General features: G+C 29.2%; 11 protein-coding genes. 7 read left to right on the forward strand and 4 right to left on the reverse strand.

Features of this window, described 5'->3' with window-relative positions; genetic code table 11:
- Positions 1-5 precede the first annotated feature (5 nt).
- The 3 genes from H6553_08020 to H6553_08030 all read left to right on the forward strand — a co-directional run bounded on the left by H6553_08020 (position 6) and on the right by H6553_08030 (position 4,186).
- On the forward strand, positions 6-2,009 hold the full coding sequence (locus H6553_08020; protein ID MCB9033768.1) for an alpha-galactosidase: 2,004 nt from the start codon (positions 6-8) through the stop codon (positions 2,007-2,009).
- The gene (locus H6553_08025) at positions 2,006-3,115 is read left to right on the forward strand and encodes a tetratricopeptide repeat protein (protein ID MCB9033769.1); all 1,110 of its coding nucleotides are present in this window, start codon (positions 2,006-2,008) and stop codon (positions 3,113-3,115) included. Before H6553_08020 ends, H6553_08025 begins: the two co-directional genes overlap by 4 nt.
- Positions 3,116-3,367: 252 nt before the next feature.
- Entirely contained in the window at positions 3,368-4,186 is an 819-nt protein-coding gene (locus H6553_08030; GenBank protein MCB9033770.1) for a DUF1571 domain-containing protein, read from the forward strand.
- A gap of 175 nt (positions 4,187-4,361) precedes the next feature.
- Here the strand turns inward: H6553_08030 and H6553_08035 are convergent, their stop codons facing one another.
- Together H6553_08035 and H6553_08040 are read right to left on the reverse strand one after the other, a co-directional pair.
- Positions 4,362-4,526 carry a hypothetical protein gene (locus H6553_08035; protein ID MCB9033771.1) on the reverse strand — a complete coding sequence of 55 codons (165 nt, stop codon included), beginning with the start codon at positions 4,524-4,526 and terminating at the stop codon, positions 4,362-4,364.
- Between the two features lie 174 nt (positions 4,527-4,700).
- Positions 4,701-6,251 carry a YdiU family protein gene (locus tag H6553_08040; protein ID MCB9033772.1) on the reverse strand — a complete coding sequence of 517 codons (1,551 nt, stop codon included), beginning with the start codon at positions 6,249-6,251 and terminating at the stop codon, positions 4,701-4,703.
- Between the two features lie 89 nt (positions 6,252-6,340).
- Between H6553_08040 and smpB the strand changes: the two genes are divergently transcribed.
- A complete protein-coding gene (gene smpB, locus H6553_08045) occupies positions 6,341-6,805 on the forward strand; it encodes an SsrA-binding protein SmpB (GenBank protein ID MCB9033773.1) in 465 nt (154 codons plus the stop codon).
- Between the two features lie 166 nt (positions 6,806-6,971).
- Positions 6,972-8,069: an alanine--glyoxylate aminotransferase family protein gene (locus tag H6553_08050; GenBank protein ID MCB9033774.1), complete on the forward strand. Its 1,098-nt coding sequence runs from the start codon at positions 6,972-6,974 to the stop codon at positions 8,067-8,069.
- A 47-nt stretch (positions 8,070-8,116) separates the two neighbouring features.
- Here the strand turns inward: H6553_08050 and H6553_08055 are convergent, their stop codons facing one another.
- Both H6553_08055 and H6553_08060 read right to left on the reverse strand, forming a co-directional pair.
- Positions 8,117-9,889 carry a hypothetical protein gene (locus tag H6553_08055; GenBank protein MCB9033775.1) on the reverse strand — a complete coding sequence of 591 codons (1,773 nt, stop codon included), beginning with the start codon at positions 9,887-9,889 and terminating at the stop codon, positions 8,117-8,119.
- Between the two features lie 134 nt (positions 9,890-10,023).
- Positions 10,024-11,625, reverse strand: a complete 1,602-nt coding sequence (locus tag H6553_08060; protein MCB9033776.1) for a peptide chain release factor 3 — start codon at positions 11,623-11,625, stop codon at positions 10,024-10,026.
- A 149-nt stretch (positions 11,626-11,774) separates the two neighbouring features.
- Here H6553_08060 and H6553_08065 point away from each other — a divergent pair, with 149 nt between their 5' ends.
- Entirely contained in the window at positions 11,775-15,158 is a 3,384-nt protein-coding gene (locus H6553_08065) for a gliding motility-associated C-terminal domain-containing protein (protein ID MCB9033777.1), read from the forward strand.
- A 59-nt stretch (positions 15,159-15,217) separates the two neighbouring features.
- Positions 15,218-16,915, forward strand: a complete 1,698-nt coding sequence (locus H6553_08070; protein MCB9033778.1) for a PorP/SprF family type IX secretion system membrane protein — start codon at positions 15,218-15,220, stop codon at positions 16,913-16,915.
- Positions 16,916-16,920: the final 5 nt, after the last annotated feature.

The raw sequence follows: 16,920 nt of genomic DNA on the forward strand, positions 1-16,920 counted from the left end.
AAGCCATGCAATTTAAAGATTTTACACTAGCATATAATGTACAAGGAATTTCTAAAGAATTTACCAGTACTGCATTTACTAAACACGAAACAGATGATTTTATTTTAGAGTTTCTAATTGATGGTGACGATGCATTAAAATATAGTGTAGTACTTCAAACAAAAAATATTTTAGCATTAAATACATTTGAAATTAACACCATTATAGATTATTCTGAAAGCAAAGGTTGTATGATTAATGGTTTTCAGAGTTGGACGAATAGTAAAGTATACTACACTGATGAAAAAATAAAACCTGCGAACAAATTGGTAAAAGGTGTTGCTTTTAATTATGGCGATTATAGTTTTTATGACTATCCACAAAAAAATGGTGTATTGCACAGCTATAGTTATTCTTATATCAAATATGATAAAAGAAAAATTGAATTATTAGCATCTTTAGATGAATCTATTGGTTATACTATTTTTGAACATCATACAAATGAAAATATATGTAAAATAAAGAAAGATATTAGTGGAAAAATTATTGAAAATAGTTGTACTCTACTTCATTTCATTAGAATAGATGATTTTGAAGAGTTAGCATTTGAAAAACTTTTTGCAGAAAATAACTATCGACCAAAAGTAGTACCAGCAATAGGTTGGACAAGTTGGTATTACTATTATACCAAGATAAGTGAAGTTATTATCTTGCAAAGCTTAGAGTCATTTAAAAAGAATAATATTAATATTAATATATTTCAAATTGATGATGGTTACCAACAAGCAGTTGGCGATTGGTTAAATATAAATAAGAAGTTTCCAAACGGAATGCAGTATTTGGCTCAAAAAATTCATGAGTTTGGTGCTAAAGCTGGAATTTGGTTAGCTCCTTTTGCTTGCGAACACAATTCTTTTATCGTAAAAGAAAAAAGCAATTGGATTTTAAAAGATGCTCAAGGCAAATTTGTTACCATTGGTTATAATCCGTTGTGGAGTGGAAAATTTTATGCACTTGATTTTTACAACGAAGAAGTTAAACAATATATAAAAAAAGTATTTAATATTATACTAAACGAATGGAACTACGATTTAGTTAAACTCGATTTCTTATATGGTGTTGCTTGTATTCCACAGCATGGAAAAAGTAGAGGTGAAATCATGCTCGAAGCCATGCAGTTTCTGCGAGATTGTGTTGGCAATAAAATGATTTTAGCATGTGGTGTACCATTGTCTGCTGCAAATCAAACCACAGATTATTGTAGAATTGGTCCAGATATTCACTTAACTTGGGATTTTAAACTTTTAAAATGGATCAATGCAAGAGAACGACCATCTACTTATCATGCTATTCACAATACCATTTCCAGAAGACATTTATCCAAACATTGGTTTTTAAACGATCCAGATGTCTTCATCTTACGAAAAAACAGAAACCGATTGTCATTCGATGAGCAATACAGTTTATTACTAGCAAATTTGTTGTTTGGCGATTTAATTTTTACTTCCGATAATATTGGTGAATATAACGAACAACAATTGTGGTGGTACAAATCTATCTTTCCTTTGCTAGAGAAAGAAGAGGTAAAAGTGCAGCAAGAAAAGGACTTTTACTTAATTCATTTCAAAATTCATCAGCAATATTACACAGCATTATTTAACCTTTCTAATCACGATAAATTGTATAAATTGCCAAATGGAATGTTTTTTGATAATGTTACAGAGAAATGGTTAAATGGCAATAAAAAAATTACGGTGAAAAAACATCAAAGCATGTGTTTGTTGAATGTTGGCTTTACGCCTTTTGCTTTAGCAGGAAGCAAAGGTCATTTTTTTGCTGGTGCAGAAGTAAAACATACCATGTTAAGTGGAAATGAATTGGAGTTTGTTTGGCAAGATGATATTTTAAATGCGATTACCATTTACTACAAAGTTCCAAAAGATTATAGCATAGAAAGTATTAATGGCGATAAAAACTTTGAAATAAAACAACATAAAAATTATGATATAATAATTTATAATAAAAAATGATTAAAAATATTTACTATATCGTTCTACTTATTTTTTGTCAGGTAGGAATGGCTCAACAAAAACATCAATTGTTAGAAATGGGCGATATCTATCTTAAACATAATAACTATGCAATGGCAACAAATATGTATCAACAGTATATTAAATTATTTCCAAACGATACAGGATACTATCATTTAGGTAATGTATTGCGATTACAAAAACAGTACGAAGAAGCGATTATCAATCTTGAAAAATCAATTCATTACAATAAAAATTTTCAACCAGCTTATAGTATTTTAGGAAAGTTATACAACGAACAATTTGACTATAATACAGCAATTATGTATTTAGATGCAGCTTTAAAAATCAATCCAAATGCAGATGATTATAACGAACGAGGCATGTCGTATTACAAATTGAACAATTTTGAACAAGCAATTGACAATTTTGATATGGCTTTAGGTATTGATTCTACATTAGCCATTTGTTACAACAACAGAGCTTCTGCAAAATACAACAATCAAAACATAGCAAAAGCAAGCAAAGCAGACTTACTCAATGCTTTGGAAGACTATAACAAAGCTATTGCTATCAATAATAAATTGGCATTGTCATATAGAAATAGAGCTTTTGTTTATTACTATTTAGACAGTTTAGAATTAGCTTTAAATAATATTGAACAATCTATTTATTTATATAATAAAGATGATATTGCTTTCTTTTGTTTAGGATTAATTTTATATAAAGAAAAAAAATATAGTAATGCACTCGAAGCGTATAATCAATCTATATTTTTAGCTAATTACATTGCAGATTCGTATTTAGAACGAGCCAAAACCTATTTGGCATTAAAAGATTTTGCTCATGCAACAACAGATTTAAATCAAGTGATTTTATTTAGCAACGAATTAAAAGGCGAAAGCTATTTGTATTTAGCAGCAGTTGCAGCTTGGCAGAAAGATAAAAACACAATGTTATATAATATCAAAAAAGCTAATAATCAATCATTATTTGATGATAGTAAATATATAAAATACTTACAAGAGTACGAAGCATTTGACACTTTTAAAAACGATGCTGATTTTAAAAAATTGCTCAACAAAATAAAATTTGGTAAAAAGTAATTTTATAGCTAATAATTAACAAGTTTATTTTTTTCTTAAGTAATATAAAAATTTATTGTACTCTTTAATCGTCCTTTTTCTTACATTGTAAATCTAAAGGACAAATGCTCTTTTGGTTATTGTGTTTTTATTTTCAAAAACCAACTCAGGTTAATAAAATCATATTTATCAATAATTTGTTAAAATAATTGGCAAGATATTTGATATTTACAAATCATTAAGTATTTTTAAACAAAATAATATAGATTAACGATGAAAAAAATTACCATTTTATTAAGTGCCTTCATTACATTATTTGCTGTGAACGCTCAAGCACAATCTGTAGAAAGCATTTTAACAAAATCACTAAGTGCCATGAAATCTGTTTCAACATGTACTTATGATTTCTATTCAAAAGAAAGATTTTCTAACGGAAAAGTTATCAGTTCTCATATTGAGTTCAAAGTACAAGAAAGTCCAAAAAAGATTTATGCTAACTCATTAGAACCACAAAAAGCTGAGTTGTGCTACATTCCATCTACTAGCAGTAAAGTAATGGTAAAAAAAGGGTTTTTAAAATTAAACCTAGAAAAAACCAATAACTTATTGATGAAAGAACAACATCAAACAATTGATAGAGCTGGTTTTAAAAGAATTGCTGACATTTTACAAACTAGTGTAAATCAAAGAAAAGGTCAGGATTTAAGTAAATTTGCTACTGTAAGCGGTACCGTTACTTATGATGGAAAATCTTGCTACAAAATTACAATTAACGAACCTGATTATAAAATTGTATACCATACTGTAAAATCTGGTCAGACAAATATTTGGAAACTAGGTGAAGCACTAGCTATTCCTGAGTATAAAGTTCAAGAATTAAATAATACAAAAAGCGATGACTTTACAGTTGGACAAAAAATAAAAGTACCTTCTGCTTATGCTAAAACAACCGTTATTTATGTAGATAAATCAACTTATTTACCATTATATATTAAAATGGATGATGATAAAGGTTTGTTTGAGCAATATGAATTTAAAAACTTAAAAACAGGTGTTTCATTTTCATCGTCAGACTTTCCTAACTTTAAGTAATAATATTTAGATATTTAGATTCAAGATATTTAGATAGAAAATCATAAACAGTATAAATGGTTGGTAAAAAATGCCAACCATTTTTATTTTAATAAATAAGAAAAGAAATAGTAATGGATACGATAGAGAAAGAAAAACTGCTTGAATCTCATCTGTTTTGGTACAAAAATAGATTTTACTTTAATATACTAATAGCAATTTCTGGGCTTTTAGGTTTATTAGTTGCAAATCCATTATCTCTTCTTATATCTAATTGGATTTTTGTTTTAATTGGCATCTTACTTTGGGCAATAGTAGCTAATGGATTATATTCTCTTGGTTTTGTAATTGAAAGTTTCATAATTCATAAAACTAAAGGTTTAGAAAACCTACCAATAAGTAGAGTATTATTACTTTTTATTGGTACGATTTCATATATAATTATATCTTTCTTATATCCTTTTTTGATATTCTTATAAAACATAAATTTTTCATTAAAAAACCAGTCATTTCTTTAATATTGATTACTAGTATACTACGAACTACAGCTTAGCATAGAGCAACCAATTTTATTTAAAGCCCAAGCTGGTCGTTTGGCAAACCATTTTTGCATGTTGGGTTGTTCATCATACGGATTTTGTAACAAACTATACAATTCATCAATTATAGTGTAGTCGCCTTTATCTGCAGCATCTATTGCTAACTGTGCCATGTAATTACGCAATACATATTTCGGATTGATTTTATTCATCTGCTCTATTCTATTCTCTATTGAATATTGAGCTAATAGTATAGCATAGTCTTGCAACCAATCTTTCCATACTTGATAATGCTTTGAAAAATCATCAGCATAACTACATTCTTCTACAATAGTTATAAAGTTATTTATATCATTAATATCTATAGATGATAAATATCTAAAAAATAATGTATAATCTATTGCTGACTGCTGCAAATTGGTTTTTAATTGCTCTATAAAAAAGTTTGCTTTTGGTGTTGTTTCTAATAAACCTAATTTTTGCAACATCATATTTTGATGTTTTATTTTGTATTCTTGATAGCTATTATCGATAATAGTTTGTAGTATATTTTTATCATTGATTAATGGAAATAATGCATTGGCTAATTGTACTAAATTCCAAATAGCAACCATACCTTGATTGCCATATCTATATCGTCTTCCTTGTGCATCTGTAGTATTTGGTGTCCAGTTTTCATCGTAATTTTCAAGCCAACCATAAGGTCCATAATCTATCGTTAAACCTAATATCGACATATTGTCTGTGTTCATTACTCCATGTACAAAACCAACCCTTTCCCATTGAATTATTAAATCGATTGTTGATATTGCAATTACTTCAAACCATTTTATATATTTTTTGTCATCATTTATATTAATGTTTGGATAAAAATGTTCTATTGTATAGTCTGCCAATAATTTTAAATTATCAATTTCATTTCTTGCAGTCAGAATTTCAAAATTGCCAAAGCGAATAAATGTTGGTGCTACTCTACAAACAATTGCTCCTTTTTCATAATCAGGATTTCCATCATACATAATATCTCGCAAAACCATATCGCCACTCAAAGCTAATGACAATGCTCTTGTTGTAGGAACACCTAAATGAAACATGACTTCGCTACACAAATATTCTCTAATAGAACTTCTAAGCACAGCCAAACCATCTGCATTTCTACTATATGGTGTTTTTCCTGCTCCTTTTAATTGTACTGCCCATTGTTTGTTTTGATGATTGATTTCAAATAGATTAATAGCTCTTCCATCTCCAAGCTGACCAGCCCAATGTCCAAATTGATGTCCACCATAACACATAGCATAAGGTTTGGTATTGGAATAAATTTTATTGCCTGTAAAAATTAATTTAAAATCATTTGTTTTAATTTCACTTTGGTTAATTCCTAATAAGTCTGCAACTGATGTAGCGTAGTGAATAATCTGCGGATTAGAACATGGTGTTGGATTTACAAATGAAAAGAATGCATTGCTCACTATTCTAATACTGTTTTCTGTATTGGTATCGGCTGGTAGTAGTTTATTAAATGTATCGTTAATGTTTAATTGCATGTTAAATCATAAATATAAATGAAACAAAGCAATGTTGTAATATGTTTAGTTAACTATAATTTTTATAGAATATTATATCTTTGCAGTCTGTGAGTAAGCAAAAAGAGCCAACCGCTATTGTAAACAAAAAAGCTTTGTTTAACTACGAAAAATTAGATTCGTACAATGCTGGTATTATACTTGGTGGTACAGAAGTAAAAGCTGTAAGAGAAGGAAAGGTAAATTTATCGGACAGTTATTGTTTTTTTAGAGCTGGTGAATTATGGATTAAGAATTTACATATTTCTGAATATAAGTTTGGTTCATATACCAATCATGAACCATTGCGATTGCGAAAGTTGTTGTTGCAAAAACGAGAGTTAAAAAGACTTCAAGCTAAAATAAAAGAAAAAGGTTTAACAATTATTCCATATAAATTATATTTTAATGAACGAAGCATTGTTAAAATTGAAATATTTTTAGCTAAAGGTAAAAAAGTATACGACAAGCGAGAATCGTTAAAAGCCAAAGACCAAAAACGAGACATAGAAAGAGTTAAAAAGAGATTCTCGTAAATTATTTTATTAATTTTTAAATAATGTTATTTTTTAATATTACTATAATAAACCAATATCATCTAATTCAAAATATTGTTTATATTTGAGCCGTTTAGGAAAAAATTGTTCCTATTTCTTTTATTGTTAATAATTAAAAATACAATTACAATTGAAAAAACTATTAATGATTCCTGGTCCGATAGAGTTTGAAAACGAAGTTTTACAATCTATGGCAAGACCTACATTAGGTCATACCGATCCTGATTTTATAACTATTTTTGCGAATAGTTTGAAACTATTTAAAGCAGTATGTCAAACCAATTTAGGACAGGCATTTATTATTGCTGGAACTGGAACATTTGCAATGGAAATGGCTATCGCTAATCTTATAGAAAAAGGAGATGAAGTTCTTGTAATTTCTACAGGTTATTTTGGTTTACGCTATGCTGAAATGCTTAAAAGATATGGTGCTAATGTAGATATTCTTGAAGCAGCAATGGGAAATATTGTACCAATGAAAGACATTGAAGCTCAATTAAAAACTAAAAACTATAAGCTCTTAACTTTTACACATGTTGATACCTCTACTGCGGTTCTAAACGATGCACAAGCTATTGGAGCTTTATGTAAAAAATATAATGTACTAAGTGTTCTTGATGGTGTTTGCTCTGTAGCTGGAGAAGAAATTAAGCAAGATGAATGGGAAATAGATGTTGTGCTCACTGCTTCTCAAAAAGCAATAGGCGTACCTCCAGGTCTTGCCTTGTTATCTGTTTCGCCTAAAGCTATAGAAGTGTTTAATCAGCGACAAAGTCTTGTACCAAACTACTACGCCGATTGGTCGAATTGGTTGCCTATTATGAAAGCATATGAAAATAAACAAGCGGCTTACTTTGCTACGCCTCCTGTGAACCTTATTTTTGCTTTAGAAGAGAGTTTGAATATAATATTGAAAGAAGGTTTAGATGTTCGTTTTAAAAGGCATAAAGAAAATGGAGCTGAAATGCGAGCAGCTCTTAGAAATCTTGGTTTAAAAATGATTCCAAAAAGTGAAGCCGTATCAGCGAATACACTTTCTGCTGTATTTTATCCAGATAATATAGATGCAAGTATATTAAAATTAATCAATGAAAAAGGTGTAGTATTGGCTGGCGGACTTTTACCTGATATTAAACAACAGTATTTTAGAATTGGACATATGGGCTCTACTAGTAATAATGAATTATCTATTACGATAAAAGCAATAACATCTGCGTTAGAAGAAAGTGGATTTAATAACTAAACAATTAGCATAGAATTAAAAAGAGATTTTAGTAGAAGGTTTTGTTATTATTCTTGTTCTTTTAGAATTTTATTATAAACTTTATTGAACAATATTAAATTAGTTTGATTAGGATATTCTGTTAAGTATTTTTCTGCTTTTGTTTTTATTTTTTGTTTATGTTCATCTGATAGTTTTGCAACAATATCTTTTAAACCATAGACATCTATTCCTTCAACTATAACATCAGGTTCTGAATCGTCTAAAAGAAAATAATTATAATACAAGTTTTCTTGTGCTGTACTAGTACCTTCATTTTCATTATTATAAAAAATATCTATTGCATTATCTAATATTTCAAAACAATACTCGCCTTTCTTTTTTTCACTATCTGATTGTCTGATTAGTTCATTCAAAAAATTATATTTACTAAACTTTAATGGCAATGCACCATTATATTTTGAGATGTTATTATCTATTACTGAAATGACATCTTCAACACCTAATGGTAATAAATCTTCATATTCATAACTAGCTTGAGATACATAATATAATGGATTGCTGTTTAAAAAATTGTCTAGTTTGCTTAAGCTAGTCCAAAATGTAGGTTTTATTTCATCATCATTTTCAATTTCTTCTTCTTCATAATATAAATCATCAGAAATAGCCGAATAAACAAAATAACCCAAGAGTGCAAATAAGTCTTTATCAGTAATTGCACTATAATTTGGATCATTTTTCATTTCTCTTATAATTACCTCTACTTTATTTTTCTCTATGTTTTCAGATTGCACAATAGCTGGTATTAAGTATTCAAACATTTTTTCTTTTGTTGTATGAATTGATATAAAACGCTTAAATGATGCAGAAAATTCAATTAGAATATCTACAGTTTCAAACATAAATGGAAGTTCAGAATATATAGATTTATCATCATAAATAAATATATAATATATTATACTCTTTAATAATATTTGCTCAACAGAATCTTTTTCTTGATTAATTATTGTAGTAAAATTATTTTCTAATTCATCAATTTTTTGTATCGAATAACTTTCATAATCATCACTTAATATATTATCAATTACATTAGCAATTAATGTTCTGTTAGACATATTTTTATTATTAGCACTACATATTTTTAAAGATGACTTAATTCCCTTAAATGGTTCGTAATCATAAGCATAATCTTGATTATATTCGTACGATTCAATATCATCAATTAATTTATTAGTATTTATCCATTTACACTGTGTCAATAAATCTGTTAAGGTTTTTTTAATTTGTTTTTCAGATTTTTCTTTTTCTGATAGCAAATCACACAAAGCAAGATTTAAATACACAGTACTTGAAGTATCATTATTAACTTGACTTTGTAGTGCATTAATGATTTTTTGTACTATTTCATTTCTTTTATTTTTGTCTTCTTTCAATTCATCATCATATTCACAATCATAAAGATATTTTCTAACTTCTAATCTTAGTGCAAAAAGCGAAGCTTCTTCAATTTTATTATAAGATTCATAGTTTTTACTCAAGTAGTAAATCCACTTTGTTACAGATGGTTCTAACTTTTTTTGTTCTAAATATTGTTTACCATATAAACTAACTTGAATAAAATGATACGCTATTTGATATTCTGGATCATTTTCGCTCCAATTTTCATCTAGTAAAATTTTATTCGCTTTATTTAAATCATTATAATAGTTACAATAATAAAGTACTTTTTCTAGGTTAGACTGTTTAAGATGACTTCCAATAAATAAATCTTCACCAAACTCATCTGAGCTGTATACATTTATACTAACACAAAAAAGTAAAAATATTATACTACATTTCATTCTTATTTCTATTTATCCTACAATATAATTATTATATCTATATTTTAGAAATAATATTCCTTGTTTCATTTTACTACACTCAGAATTTTACAGACAGTTGAAGTATCATTACTCATTACTAGCTATTCCTCCTACTAAGCAATAACTTCGTCTTTTTTCATTTCTGAAGTAAAGTGAAACTGAATTTTTGGATAATCTTGTTGTGTGAGTTTTAAAATCCAATCGCTACTAGCTAAGAATACTGCTTTTCCGTCTTTATCTTTTGCCATATAGTTTTGCTTGGTTCTTACAAAATCTGCTAGTGCTTGTTTATCATCTGATGAAATCCAACATGCTTTATAAAAATTAATTGGCTTAAATGTACAGCTTGCTCCATATTCGTGTAGCAATCTGTATTGAATCACTTCAAACTGCAACTCTCCTACTGTTCCTATAATTTTTGCATTGGTCATTTCTGTAGTAAACAACTGTGCCACACCTTCTTCCATAAGTTGTTGCACACCTTTTTCCAATTGCTTAGTTTTCATTGGATCTGTATTGACCAATTCTTTAAAAATTTCTGGAGAGAAACTCGGAATGCCTTTAAATTGTAAATTTTCACCTTCGGTAAGTGTGTCACCAATTTTAAAATTTCCAGTATCGTTTAATCCAATAACATCACCAGCAAAAGCATCTTCTACAATATTTTTATCAGAAGCCATAAAGGTAACTGGATTGCTAAATCGTAGTTTTTTATTTAATCGTGTATGTTGATAGAACTCATTGCGTTCAAATTTACCAGAACACACTCTTAAAAACGCAATTCTACTTCTATGGTTTGGATCGATATTAGCATGAATTTTAAATACAAATCCAGTAAATTTAGGTTCGTTTGGCATTACTACTCTAGTAGTGGTATTTCTTGGTCGTGGATATGGTGCTATTTTTATGAAAGATTCTAGTAACTCTCGTACACCAAAATTATTTACAGCAGAACCAAAAAACACTGGCGCTATTTGTCCTTCTAAATATTGTTGCACATCAAATACATCATACACACCATCAATTAATTCGATGTCTTCTTTTAGTTTGTCTGCATCTCTTCTATCTACAAAATTGTAGAGTTCAGCATCATTTAAATCATCAATTGCAATATATTCTTCTTCTACAACTGTTCCTGATGCTTTAAATAAATTCAATTTATTATCAAATATATTATAAACACCTTTAAAGAAACTACCTTTGTTAATTGGCCAAGACAATGGTCGTACGCTAATTTCTAATTTTTGTTCTAATTCGTCTAGTAAGTCAAAAGGATCTTTTCCGTCTCTATCCATTTTATTAACAAACACAATCACAGGCGTATTTCGCATTCTGCAAACTTCCATTAGTTTTTCGGTTTGCATCTCAACACCTTTCACGCAATCTACTACTAAAATTACACTATCAACAGCTGTTAGTGTTCTGTAAGTATCTTCGGCAAAATCTTTGTGACCTGGTGTATCTAACAAATTAATGTGTGTGCCTTCATAAACAAAAGACATTACAGAAGTAGCCACAGAAATACCTCTTTGCTTTTCAATTTCCATAAAATCTGAAGTAGCTGATTTTTTTATTTTGTTTGATTTAACAGCTCCAGCAGTCTGAATAGCACCACCATATAATAAAAACTTTTCGGTCAATGTAGTTTTTCCTGCATCTGGGTGACTGATAATAGCAAATGTCTTTCTTTTTTCTATTGCTTGTTCTATTGACATTTTGCAAAATTAAAGCTATTCTATTGTATCTGCTAATAGCTATAAGAAAATTGATTTAATTATAATACTGTCGTTGTTCATAAAATATTAAACAAATTAGACATATTCATTAGAAATTATTACGATATTCGTAGTAGAATGAATACCAAATGAAAAACTATCTATTTTATCTTTTACTTTTAATAATATGTACTATTGCACCTAATACAGCTAAAGCATCGCATATTGTTGGTGGTGTAATGAATTATAAGTATTTAGGCAATAACAATTACGAAATAACGCTCTATGTATATAGAGATTGCTATAGAGCCAATTCTGGTGCATATTTTGACGATCCTGCTTATATACAAATATTTAATGGCAATGGCACTTACTATGGTCAATCTTATGATTATTTAAATTATGAGGCAGTTGACACTTTACCTGTTTTTATAGACGATCCTTGTTTGGTAGAGATTCCTGATGAATGTGTAGATTGGTATAAATATACTTATAATATTAATTTACCATTCAACCCAAATGGTTATATTATTGCCTATAACAGATGCTGTAGAAACAGTAGCATATTAAATATTACTAATTATCAACCAGATCCTACACAATATATTTCTTGGGGAGCAACCTATACTATAAGAATTCCTGCAAATCCAACAGGCAATATACAAAATTCAAGTCCTGTTTTTAATAACTATCCACCAGTAGCTATTTGTGCTAACCGACCTTTAGTTTACGACCATTCTGCTTACGATGCAGATGGCGATTCTTTAGTGTATGAATTGTGTACACCTTATCATGGTGCTAGTGTAAATGATCCTACAAATGCCAATGTAACAGAATATCCGCCATTTGATACAGTAAGATGGAAATCGCCATATAATTTAAGTAATTTAATGGGTGGCAGTGATCCTATAAAAATTGATGCTCATACTGGAATCATTACAGGTACTCCAGTAACTCAAGGTCAGTTTGTTATTGGTGTTTGTGTTAAAGAATATAGAAATGGTGTTTTACTTACTCGTACCATTAGAGATTTTCAGTTTAATGTAGGCAATTGTACGCCTTTGGTAAATAGTAGCTTCTTCTCTCCTAATATATTGTGTAATGGTTTTACTGTCAATTTCACAAATCAGAGTAGTGGACAAATTACTACTAGAAAATGGTATTTTGGTGATGGTGATTCTTCTACAGCTTTAAATCCATCACATACTTATGCAGATACTGGTGTGTATAATGTAACTTTAGTTTTAAATGAAGGAACAGATTGTGGTAGTAGTTATACGAGACAAGTTTCTATTCAATATCAAACAATAGAGGCAGATTTTAATATTCAAAATAGTGCATGTTTACAAACTGGCGATACCATTCGTTTTATTGATTTAAGCTCTGACGAACTCAATGTTGTAAAATGGAATTGGAACTTTTCTACTGGAACTACCGATACTGTTCAAAATCCTTTTATTATTTATAATGGAAGCTATACCAGCATTAGTGCTACACTTACAGTTACTTCGCAAAATGGATGTACTTCTACTATAAATAAGTTATTTCAGTTAAAAACAAAACCTGCAGTTACGCTACAAGATTCTACAGCAATATGCCTTGGTGCTTCAACAACATTTCAAGTAAGCGTTACGCCTAATGATAATTATACTTACCAATGGACGCCAACTTCAACTTTAACAAATGCAAACACCAATGCTCCAACTGCTACACCTAGAAGCAACTCATGGTATTATGTTACTGTAGGATATCAAGATGCTGCTTATGCTAATTGTAAAGTAAACGATAGTATTCTTGTTAAAATTCAAGAACTTCACTTAAATCTTCTAAATGATTCTTTAAAAATTTGTACAGATACGACTACACTTTCTGTTAGTGGTAACTTTTATATTGTTGAATGGAGTGATGATAGAAACTTTAATAATATTTTAGGAAATGATTTTTCTTTGCACATTAATCAGACAGAAGCCATTAAAAAATACTTCGTATTTGTGAAAAATAATAACGAGTGCGAAAGTATAGATAGTATAGTTGTAGTAAGCAATAAAATATTTCCTACAATAGTTTTAGCAGATAGTTTATTTTTCTGCGGAACTTCAGTAAGCCTAAATGCAACAGTAAGCAATTATGATAATTTAATTTGGTCAACTAATCCAAGCTATAGTCCAATTATAGCTACAACTGAAGATTTTTCGGCCACGCAAACAAATATCAATCAAACATACTATATTAAAGCATATAAAAATGGTTGTAGCAAAGAAGACAATATTCCTATAAGAGTTCAACCACTTGTACCAGAAGTTTTATTAGGCGATACTTTATTTGTCTGTGCTGATTCTGTTAGAGTACAAAATCAAATATTCAATTACGATGAAATTAAATGGAGTTACGATAGAGAATTTACTACTATCTTTTCCACTAGTGCCAATTTTGTTTTATATCAAAACGAAACAGAAAAAATGTACTATCTATATGTAAGAAAAGGAGAATGTGAGCTATACGATTCACTTAGAGTATTAACTTCTACTATTGTACCAAGTATTCAAGTAACACAAAGTCCTATACACTTTTGTACCGATGCAGTAAATGGAAGTGCAACTATACAAGATTATACTAGTGTTGCTTGGTACACAGATACAAGTTTTAATAATTCAATTTCAAATAATAGCAGTTTTAATTACAATCAAACAGAAAGAGAAAAAACATATTATATAAAAGCAAAATATCGTTTTTGTGAAGCTATCGACTCTATTACTTTGCACAACAATAAGGTGCTAGTTAGCAAAAGAGATACTGCTGTTTGCATTGGAAATGAATTAACTACTACCATAACAGTTGATGCCAATAGCAATTATTTAATTCAATGGTCATCTAACGATGTTGATACCATTATTAACAATAGCAATAACAGTATTACATTTACGCCAAATGCCTCTCAATGGTTAAGCTATACCGTTATCAACGCCTACAATTGTAGAAATAATGATAGTTTATATATTACAGTAAATAGTTTACCAATAGTATTAGCTACAATAGACAAAGACACTATTTATGAAGGCGAAACAGTGCAACTAGAAGCCACTCAAGATAATTATTCGTATCAGTGGTTGCCAATAGATATTGTATCAAATAATAGTATTTATAATCCAACAGCAATGCCAAATGAAAATACTTCTTTCTTAGTTACTGTAGAAGATGCAAATGGTTGTATTAATAACGATAGTGTAGCAGTATATGTCAGAGCTTACAATTGTTCTAACGATTATATTTATATTCCTAATGCATTTACACCAAATGGCGATGGCAATAACGATGAATTTTATGTGCGTTCTGAAACTTTAACCGAATATCATTTAATGATTTTTAATCGTTGGGGCGATTTAATTTTCGAATCTCACGATCAAAATGATAAATGGGACGGAACTTATAAAGGAAAACTGGTTCAAGATGAAGCTTACGCCTATTATTTTGAAGGAAAATGCTTACTTGGAGAAACCATAAAATTAAAAGGTAATATTACCATATTAAAGTAACCATCAATTAATAAAAATAACTAATAAAACAATTATATTTGACCTTTAGAATGAATTATATGAAAAAAATCTTATTTGTATTTAGCTTGTTTCTATCAACAGTATATATCAAAGCTCAAGATCCACACTTTAGCCAAATTCAATACAATCCATTATATTTAAATCCAACTTTTGCTGGACAAGCAAAAAAAGACAATCGTTTTGTAGGTTTGTACAGAGACCAATGGAGAACACTACCAGTTCCCTACTCTACTACATTTGCTTCTTACGATAGAAAATTAAAAGAATGGGAAAGTGGCTGGAGAATTGGTGGTGGCATCAGTTTCTTATACGATAGAGCTGGCGATGGCTTATTGAGTTCTTTCAATCCAAATTTAACACTATCATTAGCTAAATATTTTAATAGTAGTAAACAAGCAGTTACACTAGGTATTACCTCTGGTATTACTATAAAATCACTAGATTATTCTAAACTATCATTCGATAATCAGTATGTCGTTGGTTCTGGTTACAATCCAAATTTACCAACTGGCGAATCTTTTTCTAACAATAATGTATCTTATCCAAACTTTACAGTTGGTTTAAACTTTTACACACAAATTGGAGAAAAATCAAGTTTAGATATTGGTGGTACTGCAAGCAATCTTCACGAACCCAATCAAAACTTTTTATACTTTACAGAAAGTACTTTACCAGCAAGATATGGTGCTTATGCTAAAGCCATTCTATTTGTAGGTCAACAAAAAAAATGGAATTTACAACCTGGTGTTTTTTATAACAGACAAAATAAATTTAATAATATACTAGCAAATGCTATTGCAGAAGTTAGCTTTAAAGAAAACGATAAAGGCAAAGCATTTGGTTTAGGTTTTGGTGCTGGTTATAGAGCTCAAAGCAATGATGCAGTAATTGGTTACTTAACTTTATTATATGATAATTTAAGAATTGGAGCAAGTTACGATGCTAATATTTCTAAATTAAAACCAGCTACAAATACATTTGGTGCTTTTGAATTGGCATTGAATTACGAATGGGGCGAATCTAAACCTAAAAAGAAAAAATGCGATACGATTAGAATTACTCAAATTGAAATTGTACATGATACTATTGAAATTACCAAAGTAGATACTGTAGAAGTTGAAAAAGAAAGTAGTGTTATCATTATAAATGATTCTACTATTATACCTTGCGATAAAGACATTCAAAAATGGAATGCTCAGTTATCTCAAATACTACCAGTTGCTGCCTACTTTGCCAACGATCAACCAAATCCAAAATCTACTGCTAAAACAACCTATGCTAATTACCAAGCTTTGTATATTGACTATTTACAACAAAGAAAAACTTACGAAGAACAATTAGGTAAATTAAATGCAACACAATTGTTTGAAGAAGTACAACAAGAATACAACAAAATTGGTGTATTGTACAATGTAATTAAAGAAGCATTAAAACAAGGCAGAACTGTTCGTTTGGACTTCCTTGGATTTACTTCGCCATTAGCTAATTCTGAGTACAACTTAAACTTATCTAAGCGAAGAATACAAAGTGTTAAAAACTACCTACTAACACTAGAAGATGGTTTCTTAAAACAGTATGTAGATAATGGTCATTTACATTTACAAGATTTACCATTTGGAGAAACCATTTCAGAAGGAACTGTAAGCGACAAACTTTCAGATCCTAAGCAATCTATTTTCAGTAAAGAAGCTTCTTTAGAAAGAAAAGTAGAGATAAAATATGTTATAATCCAATAAAGCAT

It is taken from the genome of Chitinophagales bacterium, from assembly GCA_020636535.1.
Lineage (GTDB): Bacteria > Bacteroidota > Bacteroidia > Chitinophagales > JADIYW01 > JADJSS01.